Origin of the sequence: Anaerolactibacter massiliensis (assembly GCF_900290205.1) — a bacterium.
GTDB classification, from domain to species: domain Bacteria; phylum Bacillota_I; class Bacilli_A; order Erysipelotrichales; family Erysipelotrichaceae; genus Bulleidia; species Bulleidia intestinalis.
Genome location: NZ_OLMH01000001.1, coordinates 606,361 through 620,759 on the forward strand (window position 1 = coordinate 606,361; position 14,399 = coordinate 620,759).

Consider the following 14,399-nt stretch of genomic DNA (forward strand, 5'->3'; position numbering starts at 1 on the left):
GCAGGACTGATGGTATAATCATACTCATGAGAAAAGCGGAAGAAAAAGATTTGAAAGAACTCTCTGCATATCTCGGTCAAAATCCGGCGATGAACCTGTTTCTGATCGGAGATATCGAGAATTTCGGAGTGGATGGAAACAAGGTATCCGTATGGATGGACGAAGATGCTTCGGGAATCCATTCGGTATTTCTTTATTATGCGCCTGGAAGATCGCTGATCCTGCAGAGCTATGAGCATCGGATTGATCAGAAGTTTCTGGAAGAACTGATTCAGCAGCTGGACCCGGTGACGATCAGCGGTGAAACCAGCCTGATCAGAGAATTGAATCTGGATGAATTTCCGGTTCATTCGGAATGCAGATTTGCGGCAATGAAGAAACCATATCAGAAGACGGATACTTCAGAAGTGGCAAGACTGGGGCCGGAGGATGCGGAAGACATCATGGAACTGCTGAATGCTTCGTTTCCGCATTCCCGTGTCAGCAAAGTGAATACCGAAGAAAAAGGGAGCCGGTATTATGGAATCCGGAAGAATGGGAATGCGGTATCTGTCGCTGCCAGTTCAGCGGAGTGCAGGAATCTGGCCATGGTGGTTTCTGTATGCACGAATGAGGAATATCGCTGCCATGGCTATGCGGAAGCGTGTGTGACAAAGCTTTCGGATGATCTTTTGGCAGAGGGAAGGATGCCGTGTCTGTTCTATACCAATCCGCAGGCGGCAAAGATATACAAGAAGATTGGTTATGAAGACATTGGTTACTGGAGCATGAGACAGAAATGATAGATACCGGTTTGCTGAATGAGAATCAGAAGAAAGCAGTGCTGAGTGATTCCAGATATCTGCGGATTGTAGCAGGAGCAGGCAGCGGCAAGACGCGTGTCCTGACGATGCGGATTGCGCATCTGATTGAAGATGAGCGGGTGCCGGCGTGGAAGATCCTGGCCATCACGTTCACGAATAAAGCAGCGAATGAAATGAAGGAACGGATCCGGGGAATGCTGAAGGAAGAAGAGGGCATGCCCTGGATCAGCACGATTCACAGTCTCTGCGTGCGCATCCTGCGCCAGGATATCCAGTCGATGGGATATCCGCGGAATTTCACGGTCATGGATGCGGATGATCAGAAATCGATTCTGAAAGAGGCGTATAAGAAGTATGAGGTTGATACGCAGCAGTTCAGTTTCGGTTCTCTGCTGGATTACATCTCGAACAACAAGGCTGCGGAGATCACGCCGGAAAGGGCAATGGAGATTGCCGGAAAGTATTCCGGAGAGAAGATCAAGGCAAAGGTGTATGAATACTATCTGAAGCGCCAGGAAGAGCTGTATGCGCTTGATTTTGATGACCTCATTTTCTGGACGGTCAGGATGTTCCGGAAGTTCCCGGATATTCTGGCTAAGTGGCAGAATCACTTTGCCTATATCCATGTCGATGAGTTCCAGGATATCGACCGCATGCAGTATGTGCTGATCCGCCAGCTGGCTGGTGAAAAGAACAGTGTCTATGTGGTCGGCGATCCGGACCAGACGATCTATACGTGGAGAGGTGCGGATGTCGACATCATCATGAACTTCACGAAGGACTTTCCTGGTGCAGAGACGATCATGCTCAATCAGAACTACCGTTCGACTGCCTGCATTCTGAATGGGGCAAACTCGGTCATCAAGAATAATAAGCATCGTCTGAAGAAAGAACTGTTCACGACGAACAAGAGCGATGAGAAGATTGTCCATTACAGTGCGGTGAGCGATGAGTATGAAGCTGCCTGGATTGCAGAAGAGATCCGCCAGCTTCATGCCAAGGGCAGCGGATACCGCAGCATGGCGATTCTGTATCGTTCCAACTATCTGTCCCGTTCGATCGAAAAAGGACTCCGGGATGCGTTTGTGCCTTACATCATCTTCGGGGGCACGAGGTTCTATGAGCGTCAGGAAATCAAGGATGCATTATGCTATCTGCGCATGGTTGTGACTGGCGATGATCTGTCGTTCCGCAGAATCGTCAACCGTCCGAAGAGAGGGATCGGTCAGAAGACACTGGAAACATTAGCTGCCAAGGCAGAGGAAGAGTCCTGCAGCATGTACGAGGTTCTGAAGAAGGAACCGCTGTTTTCCGCAAAGACTCAGAATACGCTGGATCATTTCTCTGCTCAGGTGGAATCCTGGCGCAAGGACATGGAGAGCGGAGAATATTCTCTGGATCAGCTGTTCAGCAAAATCATGACGGAATCCGGATATCAGGCTTCCCTGGAAGAGAATCCGGAGGATTCGGATCGGGTGGAGAACCTGAAGGAACTGATTGATGATATCCGCCAGTTCGAGAAGAACAATCCGGAAGGAACCATGGATGAATATCTGCAGGAAGTATCGCTGTATGGAGACCGGGACGAGGCCCAGACGGCAGACTGCGTGCAGATGATGACGGTTCATGCGGCCAAAGGTCTGGAGTTCGATACGGTCTTCGTGACGGATCTGAATGATGGCATCTTCCCGAATGAGCGGGCGATGAATGAAGGCATGCGCGGCGTGGAAGAAGAGCGCCGGCTTGCCTATGTCGCATTCACCCGGGCAAGAAAACGGCTGTTCCTGACGGAAGCAGGAGGATTCAGTTTCATCTTGCAGCGGGTGCGTACGCCTTCCCGCTTCCTGGAAGAAATTGATCCTGCTTATATCCGCCATATCGGCGGACAGCGTCAGGAAGAAGCTTCTTCCGGCAGAAGAATGGCTCAGAATACCAGAGTCCGGGTCGAGGCTGAGCCGAAGATGGATCTGATCCGGACAAAGTCGGTTCTGGAACCTTCGAAAAAAGGCGGCGTGAAGACTGGCGATGTAGTGGAACATGCCAAGTTCGGCGAAGGCGTCGTGATCAGCGTGAGCGGTGGCATTGCCACGATTGCGTTTGCATATCCGGCCGGAGTTCACAAGATTGCGGCAGGACATCCTTCCCTGAAGAAAAAGAACAAGACAGAGGGCTGAAATGAGCGAAGCAGAAGACAAGACTCTGCGCATGCGTCAGCTGGTTGATCAGCTGAATACGGCGGCAGATGCATATTACAACGGCAAGACTGAACAGATGACGGACTATGAATGGGACGCCATGTTCGATGAGCTGAAGAAGCTGGAGCAGGAAACCGGAGAAATCCTCCCGGATTCCCCGACGAACCGGGTCAGTGCAGACTCGATTGCCGGGCAGAAAGAACCGCATGAATTCCCGGCGCTGTCCCTTGCCAAGACCAAGAAACCGGAAGATCTCGTGAAATGGGCAGAGGGCAGACCGATCTGGCTGTCCTGGAAGCTGGATGGCCTGACCCTGGTCGTGACCTATGATAACGGGAAGCTGACGAAGGTTGTGACTCGCGGCGATGGTCATATCGGAACGAATATCACGCATCTTTCTTCCGCGATTCATGGCATTCTGCCTGAAATCACGGAAAAAGGGCATCTGGTCATCCGCGGCGAGGCGGTGATCAGCTATGCGGACTTCGAGAAGTTCCGCATGGAGAGCGATGAGGACTATGCAAATCCAAGAAATCTGGCCAGCGGTTCGCTGTCTCTGAAAGATGTCGAAGAAGTAAAGCGCAGAGGCATCCGCTGGATTCCGTTCACGCTGGTCTTTACCGAGCATGAGATTGTTTCCTGGGGAGAACGCATGGCATTCCTCGAGGGACTCGGATTCCATACCGTGGATCATGAGCGGATTGATCATCCGGATCTCGAGACGATCAATTCCCGCATCCATGCATGGACCGAGAAAGTCACGGATGGCTCCAATCCTTATCCGGTAGACGGGCTGGTCATCTCTTATGATGACACGGTTTATGCAAGCACCGGTTCCGTGACCGGACATCATGCGACCAGGGCTGGATATGCCTTCAAATGGCAGGATGAGTCGGCGGAAACAAAGCTGGAGTATGTGGAATGGTCGTGTGCTGCTTCGACGATCACGCCGGTGGCAGTATTTGATCCGGTAGAGCTCGAAGGGACAACGGTCCGCAGAGCCAGTCTCTGCAATATCAGCGAGTGCGAGCGGCTTTGCATCGGCAGCAAAGGTACCGTTCTTTCTGTTATCAAGGCAAACAAGATCATTCCGAAGGTCATTCATGTAAGCCATACGGAAGGATCTCTGGAGATTCCTTCCGTATGTCCGGTGTGCGGTGCACCGACCGAGATTCATGAAAGCGATGTTTCCGGAACGAAGACGCTGCGCTGCACGAACCCGAAGTGCACGGCCAAGTCGCTGAAGAAGTTCACGCGCTTTGTCTCGAAGGCTGGCATGGATGTGGATGGCATTTCGGAACAGACCCTGTCAAGGTTCATCAATGAAGGCTGGATCAGGACGTTTGCGGATGTGTACCGCCTGCCGATGCACCGGGATGAGATCGCACAGCTGGATGGATTCGGGGAGAAGAGTGCGCAGAATCTCGTGGATTCTGTCGCAAAGGCTTCTTCCGTGACGGATGCCAGACTGATCTATGCGTTATGCATTCCGCTGGTCGGGCCGGATGTTGCCAAGAAGCTGCTTGGTGCTTATTCCTGGAAGGAACTGTTTGCAAAAGCAGAGTCTGCAGAACAGGATGATGTGTTCTCGATGATTGACGGAATCGGTCCGGAGAAGAGCAAGGCGTTTGTGACCTGGTTCAAGGATCCGGAGAACCTGGCCGTGCTGAATGATCTTCTGACGATGATCACCGTCGAAGAGACGACGCAGAAGGCAAGCGGAAATCGCTGCGAAGGTCTGACCTTCGTGGTCACCGGCGATGTGCATCATTACAAGAACCGGAATGAACTGAAGGCATATATCGAATCTCAGGGCGGAAAGGTAACGGGCTCTGTCTCGAAGAGCACGTCCTATCTGATCAACAATGATGTGAATTCTACATCATCGAAGAATCAGAAAGCACATCAGCTCAATATTCCGATTATTTCGGAAGATGAATTCACGGAGCGGTTCGCTTCCTAGTCAGTTGCAATCCTCCAGGGTTGCCTTTAGAATTGAACATTGGAAAAAGAGGCTTGATATGGAAGAAAAACATGATGCGGCTTATTTCAAGGGCCTGGCACATCAGCTGATGTTTGATCTGTCCGATCAGGAAGCAGATGACATCGTAAAAGAATTTGATACGCTGAACCGGCAGCTGGAACTGCTGGATGCAGTGAATACGGATGGCGTTGAGCCGATGGTCTATCCGTTTGAAGAAGAGACTTCTTTCCTCAGAGATGATCAGGTGTCCAACGTCATCACGCAGGAAGAAGCACTTTCGAATGTGGATAAGAAGCTGGAAGGACACTTTGTCCTGCCGCGGGTGGTGAAGTGATGATTGAAGAGATGGCAAAAGACAAGGCCGGCGCAGCAGAACGCTGCCGCGAAGCCTACAGGAAAGCACAGGAACTTCAGCCGAAGCTGAATGACGTCATCACCTTCGTGGATCCGGAAGAACAGCTGAAGGAACTTCCGGAAGAAGGACTGATGCGCGGGGTTCCGATTGCCCTCAAGGACAACGTGAATACGAAAGGAATCCTGACAACAGCCGGATCCCGGATTCTCAGCAACTATGTGCCGATCTACAATGCGGCAATTGTCGACAAGCTCAAGGCAGCCGGGGCTGTGACCATTGCCAAAGCATCCATGGATGAACTGGCCATGGGCGGCACGAATACGACCTGCTTCACCGGACCTGCTTACAATCCATGGGATCAGACCAGAATGACCGGCGGTTCATCCGGTGGCAGCGCAGCGCTGGTCGCAAGCGGGGTTGTGCCGATGGCAATCGGTTCTGATACGGGTGACTCAGTCCGCAAGCCGGCAAGCTTCTGCGGCATTGTCGGCGTCAAGCCGACCTATGGCCGCATCAGCCGCTATGGCATCATCCCGTACGCATCTTCGCTGGATCATGTCGGATACTTCACGCGTTCGATTGAAGACGCATGCGTGACGCTGAAGGTTCTGGCGGGAAGAGATGACCGGGATATGACGACGTCCTATCGCCCGGTTCCGGATTATTCTGCCCTGCTCAATTCGGACATGCATGGCAAGAAGATTGCCGTTTTCGGCAACGTGATGGATTCCCAGCAGAATCAGGAAACCGTGAAGATATTCAATGACCTCATGGCGAAGCTGAAGGAACGCGGGGCGGAAGTGTCGGTGTTCCATTTTGATGAAGACCTCATGAAGGTGATGCTGCCGACGTATTATCTGATTGCTAACTGCGAAGCTACTTCGAATCATTCGAATCTTGACGGAATTCGCTTCGGAGTGCGTGAAGAAGGTGCTTCGATGCAGGAGATCATGACGAATTCCCGCACGAAGGGATTCGGACCGCTGATCCGCAGACGGTTTGTCATCGGTTCCTATGGCTTGTTTGATGAGAACCAGGAGCGTCTGTTCCGCAAAGCGCAGAAGGTCCGCAGACTGATCGTCAATCAGCTGAATGACTGCCTGAAAGATGCGGACTGCCTGATTGCGCCGGCTTCCGGAGGAATTGCACCGAAGCTGAATGACCGCAGCTTGAATGAGCTGAGCGACAACTATCTGATCGCTGAGAATCATATGTGCATCGGCAATTTCAGCGGCTATCCTTCCATGACGGTTCCGATGGGATTTGAAGACGGATGCCCGATCGGAGTGAATCTGACCTGCCGGGCATTTGAAGAAGAAACAATGTTTGACTTCGGCAAGGCAATTGAAGAAATCACCGGTTACAAAGATCTTCATGCGGAGGTGAAATGAGATGGCAGACTATGATGTGACAATCGGCATTGAAATTCACGTACAGCTGAAGACGGCTACGAAGATGTTCTCCGGAGCACCATGCACGTATGGCAGAAAGGCAAATACGGCAGTTAACGAGATCGATCTCGGCGAGCCGGGCGCGATGCCTTGCGTGAACCGGGAAGCAGTGAAGCTCGCTGTTGAAGCATGCACGGCTCTGCATCTGACGATTGATCCGGTCGTGAAGTTTGACCGGAAGAATTACTACTATTCGGATCTTCCGAAGGGATTCCAGATTACGCAGCAGTTCCATCCGATCGGCCGCAATGGCTATGTGATGATCGACACGCCGAACGGAAAGAAGAAGATCCGGATCAACCGGATTCATATGGAAGAAGATACTGCCAAGCAGTATCATCTTGCGTCAGTCAATGAGACGCTTCTGGACTACAACCGTGCCGGAACGCCGCTGATTGAGATCGTATCCGAACCGGATATGACGACTGGCCAGGAGGCGGAGGCATATGTCGAAGCACTGCGTCAGACGCTGTATTATGTCGGTGTTTCCGATGTCAAGATGGAAGAAGGATCCATGCGGTGCGATGTCAACGTATCCATCAAGCCGAAGGGATCTTCTGTGCTTGGCACGAAGAATGAGATCAAGAACCTGAACAGTATCTCCAATATCGGGAAAGCGGTTGACTATGAAGTGGAACGTCAGAAGAAGGTTCTGGAATCCGGCGGAGAAGTGCATCAGGAAACCCGCCGCTGGGATGACAAGACTCAGACCACGGAGCTGATGCGGCGCAAGGAAGGAAATGTCGACTACAAATTCTTCCCGGAGCCGAATATCTTCCCGATCCGGCTGGATCCGGAATGGATCCGGAATATTCAGGAACATATGCCTGAACTCCCGGATGCCCGCAAAGAGCGGTATGAGAAGGAATACGGACTCAGCGAACACGATATCAATATCCTGATTGCCAACAAGGAGATGTCAGAGTTCTTCGAGCAGTGCATGAAGACTTCGAAGAATGCGAAGAGTGTCTGCAACTGGCTGCTGAGCGATGTCAGCGCATGGCTGAACAAGAACGAGAAGACGATCGATCATTGCGCACTGAAGCCGGAAGATCTGTCTGAGCTCGTTGCAATGATTGATGATGGAAAGATATCCAGCAAGCAGGCAAAAGAGCTGATTGATGATGTCATGAACGGAAAGAATCCGGAAGAAGCTGCTAAGGCTAAGGGTCTGTCTCAGATTTCTGATGCCGGGGCAATCGAAACGATGGTGCAGTCGGTTCTGGATGCGAATCCGCAGGCGATCAGCGATTATGCGGCTGGCAAGGATCGTGCAGTAGGCTTCCTGGTCGGACAGGTCATGAAACAGTCGAAGGGGAAAGCAAACCCAGGAATGGTTTCCGGCCTGATCAAGGAAGAACTCGCAAAGCGGATCGGAAAATAACAGAGGAATATGGCAAAGACTGTTCGGAAAAAGAAGAAATCGCGGGCGTATAAACGGACCAGATTTGTTTTCTGGACAGTTTTTATTCTGTTTATCACGCCGTTTGTGATTCTGGGATATATTCTGCTTTCAGCAGCCGGAGATACTGGCAAGCCGATTCTCGGAAATCGCTATGAGGGAGATCTGAATCCGGCAATTGCCGAAGACCAGCTGAAGCAGATTTCTGCTTCAGTCAAGGGCATCAGCGGAGTGGAAGATACGTATTGCAATCTCGCTGCTGGTACGCTCAGAATTTATGCGGATATCAGTGATGATGCATCTTCGGATACTGCTTCTTCAATTGCTTCAGAGATCTATGATGATGTTTCTTCCGTGCTGGATCCTTCCGTCTATTTCTCTCAGCATGATGACATGAAGATGTATGATCTTGAGATTCATGTGTACACGCAGAACTCCGATGCGGATGCGGATAACTTCGTCTATGTGATTGAGACGAAGACAAGCTCCATGGATGCGCCGGTGACGCAGCTGGTCAGCGAACCCATTGATGCTGCCCTGGCAGAAGAACTGCGTCAGAAGGTTGAGGAGCGAAATAACCCGGCGCCATCTGCTTCTTCTGCAGGTGATATGAATGTCAGCGCAGGAGAGACCGAAGATACTCCTTCTCCGGATACGGCTGAATAATGGATGGCAATTATGCAGAAGAATGAAGTGTGGCGCGGAACCTGTGAAGGATATACCTATGATGGCGAAGGCGTAGTTCATATCGGCGGGATTGTTTTCTTTGTGCCGGGCCTGCTGGAAGGCGAAGAAGCAGAACTCGGCATCACTGCCATGAAGAAGAACTATGGCTATGCTCGCATCATCAAGCTGCTGAAGCCATCCCAGCATCGTGTTCAGCCGGTCTGTTCCGTCTATCGGAAATGCGGCGGCTGTCAGCTGATGCACATGGATGAAGAAACGCAGAAGCATTTCAAGGAAGATAAAGTAAAGGGCGTATTCCGCCAGAATGCAGGCATGGAAATCACGCCGGAGCCGATTCTCACGGAGGAACATCGGACCGGATACCGGAATAAAGTTCAGGTTCCTGTCCAGGTGAAAGATGGAAAGGTGCTGATGGGGTTCTATCAGCCTCGCTCGAATACGATCGTGGAATTTGATCGCTGCTGGGTGCAGACGGATCTTTCCAATGCAATCATCCGGGACTGCCATCGCTGGTTTGAGGACCTCGGCTGTGCAAAAACAATGCGCTTCGTGCTGATCAAGCATGCCCATATGACCGATCAGGTCATGGTCTGCCTGGTGGTGCGGGAGTATCCGTTCCGCAACTCAGATCAGCTGATTCAGAAGCTTACTGCAAAGTATCCTGAGATTGTCAGCATCCTTGCGGTCATCAACCGCAGAGAAGACAATGTGATTCTCGATGGCAAAGAGATCACAGTATGGGGTAAACCATATATCGAAGAAGAACTGCTTGGATGCCGGTTCAGGATCAGCGCAAGATCGTTCTACCAGATCAATCCATATGCCACGAGAATTCTTTACAGCAAGGCAATTGAAGCTGCTGGGCTGACAGGCAAAGAAACCGTCATTGATCTTTACTGCGGGACTGGCACCATTGGCATTCTCGCTTCCATGCATGCAAAGAAGGTTTACGGAATCGAGATTGTTCCGGATGCGGTGAAAGATGCTGAAGTAAACGCGGCCATCAATCACAGGGACAACATTGAATTCTTTACTGCCGATGCTCAGGCCGGGGCAAAGAAGCTGATTGCAAATCATATCAAGGCAGATGTGGTCATCGTGGACCCGCCCAGAAAGGGATGTTCCGAAGATACGCTGAAAGCGATTCTGAAGATTGCTCCGAAGCGGCTGGTCTATGTTTCCTGCGATCCGGCAACTCTAGCCAGAGACGTAGCATTCATGCATGAAAACGGGTATGAGCTGAAGATGGTTCAGCCTGTTGATTTATTCCCGGGAACGCTTCATGTGGAAGACATTGCATTACTGCTCAGAACAAATTAAATCAGAGCCAGAAAACTTCCCTCATCAGATTAAGGAGATTGACCAATGACCCTATATGAAAGGCTTTCCGGACTGGCTGATGAGAAGTACAAGGATTTCCAGAGCAAGCTTGTTCCGAATATTCCGAAGGATACGATGATCGGGGTCAGAACGCCAGATCTGCGCATGATCACGAAAGAGCTCAGAGGAACCGAAGAAGCAGAAAAGTTTCTTGCAGAGCTTCCTCATAGGTATTATGAAGAGAATATGATCCATTTCTTTCTGATCGCAATGATTCCGGATTTTGAGGAATGCGCGAAAGCAGTGGAGACCTTTCTCCCGTATGTGAACTGCTGGGCAGTGTGCGATCAGGCAACTCCGAAAGTCTTTACGAAGAATCATGAGAAGCTGCTCCCGCTGATCCGGAAATGGATCAAGTCAGAACAGGTATATACGGTCAGATTTGCCATCCGGATGCTGATGAATGAATTTCTTGAAGAAGACTTCAGATCAGAATACCTGGAGTGGGTTGCGGGAGTCAGAGGTGAGGACTATTATATCCGGATGATGGTCGCATGGTATTTTGCGACGGCCCTGGCGAAACAATATGATGCTTCAGTTGTTTATATTGAAGAGCGCAGGCTTGATCCCTGGACTCATAAGAAGACAATCCAGAAAGCTATTGAAAGCTATCGGATCTCTGAAGAACATAAGGAGTATCTGAAAACGCTCAGGTAGATTGTGGCAGATTCTCTGTTCAGGGAATCTGTTTTCTTTAATTGTGAAATCATGAAATGCAGAGACTTCCTCAGAACATTTTCATGCATGGAATATATCATTCATGCATGAATGCTGCTCGAATCTGATGGAGGATAGTCTGTATTTGTCTTTTCAGGCATTGGGTGTTCCATCTTCTCCTTTTGCAAGCTTCTCTTTCCAGGTCTTCGGAGAGACACGGAACCAGAAGCGGAATGCTTAATAAAAATCTGAAGTATTGTGATAGCAGATCATATCAGCGATTTTCTCCAGAGAGATCGGTGTCCTTCAGAAGCAGTTCCGCCTGTTGCACGCGGAAGGAAAGAAGAAGTTCGGAAATGGCCTTTCCGGTTTTCTTATGAAGCATTGCGTAGATATAGTTCGGGTGATATCCGAAATGAGCAGAAAGGCTGCCAAGCGATGCAGAGCTGAGATACTTTTCAATCCGCAGAATCATCTCATCCGCAGCTGATTTCTCCTGTTCCTGGTTCTGCTGCTTTCCGTGTTCTCTGGTCAGATACATCATGAGAGAGAAAGTCATCGACTTCAGAATCTTCTGAATAATTTCTGTTTTGTCTGCGTATTCCACTAGCATCAGATCGAGCAGCTCCCAGATCGGAGAACTCATCTCAAGCTTCAGATGAATATATTCATCGGAGTACTGATTGATCTGAGGGTTCAGGAAAAAGTGCAGAAAGAGAAGAAAGATATTCATTGAAGAAAACCTGTTTCCGGATCAGGATGCCGGTAATCACGATATCGGTTCTGCTGTCACTGTGCAGAGCATAGTCGCTGATGGCTGGCCGATATAGCAGTCTCCTTCATGAATCACGGTTTCCTGTTCGTTCCAGGAACTAAGTGCGCGGTAGTTTCCCTTCGTCACAGAATTGAAAAAAGTTCGGTCAATGGAATTGTTTAAAGTGGTCCCTGTAAAAAGAAATTCCGGAAGAGCTTTTTGCATCAATCCGGAAACCATGAGCGCAGAAAAAAGAAGCGATCAGAGTGCTCTGATGGCTGCTGAAGAAACTATCTCGTCTGATGTGCAAGGAGCTTTTCCTTATATAGCATGGAGTCTGCTCCATCTGTAAGATCAGCAGGAGATGCGGAAGAAGAAGTACAGAGCGTATAGCCGACACTGATTGAAAGTTCATAGGGCAGCCTCTGTTTCTCTGCATCTGTCCTGACCTGCTGGCGCAGAAGCTCTGCAAAGTCTTCTGCAGGACCGATTGCGCTCTCAGAGCCGATGATCATGAACTCATCACCGCCCCAGCGGGAAAGAAACACTGCGTATTTTCCTGTGACCTGAGTCAGAGAAGAGGCAATCTTCTGCAGCGCACGATCGCCTTCAATGTGTCCGAATCTGTCATTGATGTTCTTGAATCGGTTCACATCGATCATGAAGATATAGAATCCGCAGGCAGGCCCAGCTTTCTCAATGAACTCTTCCAGAACCTGATCAGAGCGGCGGCGATTGTTCAGACCAGTCAGTGCATCAGAATAGATCTGCATCTCCTGCACATTGACGAAGAACAGAAGAAGCGCGGATAGAATGCTTGGGGCCATGGCTGGCGTGTTTGGAATAAAGCTGTCGATGATTCCTGCCGCAAACGGGAACAGCACGAACGTGATCATCGTGAAGTAGCTCTTTTTAGCTACTCTTGATTTTGTATGCACGGACTTCGAGATTGCATGGATAGTGACCAGGATCAGATAGATAAAATCAAAGCCCATGACCAGATCGTAGAGAGGACCGTGGTATTCAGCCACTGGATCGCTGTAGAAGATCAGTCCGGTCTTCAGAGAAGTGAAGATCAGAATGACTGACACGATCATCGGTGCGGCCGTGACCGGGATGAACCAGGACCTGCTGATGATTTCATGTTTCAGGCGCACTTCTGAGAAAAGATACCAGACATAGCAAAGGACCGGCTGGCAGGCAAGACCGATGGCATTCAGCAGGCTGCGGGCCTGGTATGAAATTGAGATGGTCTGACTGATCGCAAGTTCCCATAGGCTGTCATCGATCATGAAGAGGCAGAAGACGAGGAGCAGCAGCTTGAATAAATGAATTTCAAGCGAACTGGCCAGATCGTTTCCGGTATGGCAGTAAAGAATCAGAGCACATAGGAGACAGCTGAAGTTGATGATCAGATAGTTGACTGCAGTCATAGACATCTGCTGATCACCTTCTCTCTGTATATCCCGAAGCAATTCCATGTATGTTTCATACTACCCCTGCTGAATTTCAGAAATTCAGATCATAACAGTTCATGCGATTCTGATCGTGCCGGCTGAAATTGACAGAAACTTTTCCGGCCTGCAGGCATGCGTTTCTTATGCCGGTGTCTAGTATAGTACAGAAAACCAGAAAAACACGGGATGAGCTTCTGACAATCCTGCATAGAACCGGACAATTCCACAAATTCCGGTGAAAATGATTTCTGTGCGGAACAGAATGGATTGATCAATGCACAGGGAAAAGGTCAGAGGGAATCAGACTGGTTCAGAAACTTGATACTTTCAGAAATGAATTGACCTTGTTTCAGAAAAATGCGTTGCTTTTTTTAAGCAATACAGATAAAATGTTGGGTATCAGCGAGGAAGAGAAGAGTATGATCTGCCGGCATCCATAGAGAGCTTCGGTCTGGTGCAACGAAGTGATGCGGGAGGAGAGGAAGATGGTCTCGGAGCTGCAGTGCTGAAGCAATAGTAGGTGCTGCCGGGAGTTCCCGTTAGCGGACTGGGGTATGATGGTACTCCGTGAGCTGTCTGCAGTGATGCAGATGGGAAACAAGGTGGTAACACGAACAGAGCTTTCGTCCTTGGGATGGAAGCTTTTTCTGTTCATGGGATCATACAGAGAAAAGGGGGACATGAAAATGTCAGAAAAGAAAGAATCTGTAAAAACGTACATTCTGGGGAAATGGGACACAAGAACAATTGTAGGGGTAGCGATCGGCGCGGCGCTGTTCGGAGTTCTGATGAACTTCGGCGGCATCAGAGTATTCACGAATACGTCGCTGACAACAGCAATGCTGGTGGATGTGATTGTCGGCGGCCTGTTCGGGGCAGTTCCGGCGGCAGTTGCAGCGTTTTTCGGAAACGTGATTTCTGATCTGATCGGGGGCTGGGGATTCTGGTTTGACTGGTCGATCGGAAATGCGGTTCTCGGCTTCTTCGTCGGTCTGCTTGGAGTCTATGGTGCAAGAATCAATGATGGCATCTTCACCGGCAAGCAGGCAGTGATCTATGCAGTTCTGGTGATTGTCGGAAATGCGGTTGCGTTCGGTCTTGTCACGCCGTTTCTGACGTACGTGTTCTATTCGCAGGAGCTTACCATCACCATGGGTCAGGCACTGGCCGCAGTGATCTCGAATGCGTCGGTTCAGATTATCGTCGGAATTCCGCTGCTGTTCCTGCTGGCAAAGCGCAATGCGCGCAGCACGAACCTGAAACAGGAAGACTGA

Annotated in this window: 12 protein-coding genes and 1 other annotated feature; of the genes, 10 read left to right on the forward strand and 2 right to left on the reverse strand. The window is 50.0% G+C overall.

The genetic code is table 11. The features are described from left to right. The first annotated feature begins 50 nt into the window (after positions 1–50). Genes C7E00_RS03105 through C7E00_RS03145 form a run of 9 tightly spaced genes read left to right on the forward strand, consistent with a single transcriptional unit; the run spans position 51 to position 10,914 of the window. On the forward strand, positions 51–782 hold the full coding sequence (locus C7E00_RS03105) for a GNAT family N-acetyltransferase (protein ID WP_167836439.1): 732 nt from the start codon (positions 51–53) through the stop codon (positions 780–782). After that, entirely contained in the window at positions 779–2,977 is a 2,199-nt protein-coding gene (locus tag C7E00_RS03110) for an ATP-dependent helicase (protein WP_105302881.1), read from the forward strand. The genes C7E00_RS03105 and C7E00_RS03110 overlap by 4 nt, the downstream gene beginning before the upstream one ends. Position 2,978: 1 nt before the next feature. Next, a complete protein-coding gene (gene ligA / locus C7E00_RS03115; RefSeq protein ID WP_204378546.1) occupies positions 2,979–4,961 on the forward strand; it encodes an NAD-dependent DNA ligase LigA in 1,983 nt (660 codons plus the stop codon). Positions 4,962–5,019: 58 nt separating this feature from the next. Further along, positions 5,020–5,316 (forward strand): Asp-tRNA(Asn)/Glu-tRNA(Gln) amidotransferase subunit GatC, encoded by a 297-nt coding sequence (gene gatC / locus C7E00_RS03120; protein ID WP_105302882.1) that lies wholly within the window; start codon positions 5,020–5,022, stop codon positions 5,314–5,316. After that, complete coding sequence (locus tag C7E00_RS03125) at positions 5,316–6,728, forward strand: amidase family protein (RefSeq protein WP_105302883.1); 1,413 nt, start codon at positions 5,316–5,318, stop codon at positions 6,726–6,728. The genes gatC and C7E00_RS03125 overlap by 1 nt, the downstream gene beginning before the upstream one ends. A 1-nt stretch (position 6,729) precedes the next feature. Next, positions 6,730–8,172, forward strand: a complete 1,443-nt coding sequence (gene gatB / locus C7E00_RS03130) for an Asp-tRNA(Asn)/Glu-tRNA(Gln) amidotransferase subunit GatB (protein ID WP_105302884.1) — start codon at positions 6,730–6,732, stop codon at positions 8,170–8,172. Positions 8,173–8,181: 9 nt separating this feature from the next. Then, positions 8,182–8,856: a hypothetical protein gene (locus tag C7E00_RS03135; protein ID WP_105302885.1), complete on the forward strand. Its 675-nt coding sequence runs from the start codon at positions 8,182–8,184 to the stop codon at positions 8,854–8,856. A 12-nt stretch (positions 8,857–8,868) separates the two neighbouring features. Next, the gene (rlmD, locus tag C7E00_RS03140) at positions 8,869–10,197 is read left to right on the forward strand and encodes a 23S rRNA (uracil(1939)-C(5))-methyltransferase RlmD (RefSeq protein WP_239928523.1); all 1,329 of its coding nucleotides are present in this window, start codon (positions 8,869–8,871) and stop codon (positions 10,195–10,197) included. 45 nt (positions 10,198–10,242) lie between these two features. Continuing rightward, positions 10,243–10,914, forward strand: a complete 672-nt coding sequence (locus C7E00_RS03145; RefSeq protein WP_105302886.1) for a DNA alkylation repair protein — start codon at positions 10,243–10,245, stop codon at positions 10,912–10,914. A gap of 274 nt (positions 10,915–11,188) precedes the next feature. Here C7E00_RS03145 and C7E00_RS03150 read toward each other — a convergent pair whose 3' ends face one another. Next, positions 11,189–11,647, reverse strand: a complete 459-nt coding sequence (locus tag C7E00_RS03150) for a hypothetical protein (RefSeq protein WP_105302887.1) — start codon at positions 11,645–11,647, stop codon at positions 11,189–11,191. 311 nt (positions 11,648–11,958) lie between these two features. Further along, positions 11,959–13,107: a GGDEF domain-containing protein gene (locus C7E00_RS03160; protein WP_167836440.1), complete on the reverse strand. Its 1,149-nt coding sequence runs from the start codon at positions 13,105–13,107 to the stop codon at positions 11,959–11,961. Between the two features lie 414 nt (positions 13,108–13,521). Further along, positions 13,522–13,759: a binding site (T-box leader), on the forward strand. 52 nt (positions 13,760–13,811) lie between these two features. Between C7E00_RS03160 and C7E00_RS03165 the strand changes: the two genes are divergently transcribed. Further along, positions 13,812–14,399, forward strand: a complete 588-nt coding sequence (locus C7E00_RS03165; protein WP_105302977.1) for an ECF-type riboflavin transporter substrate-binding protein — start codon at positions 13,812–13,814, stop codon at positions 14,397–14,399.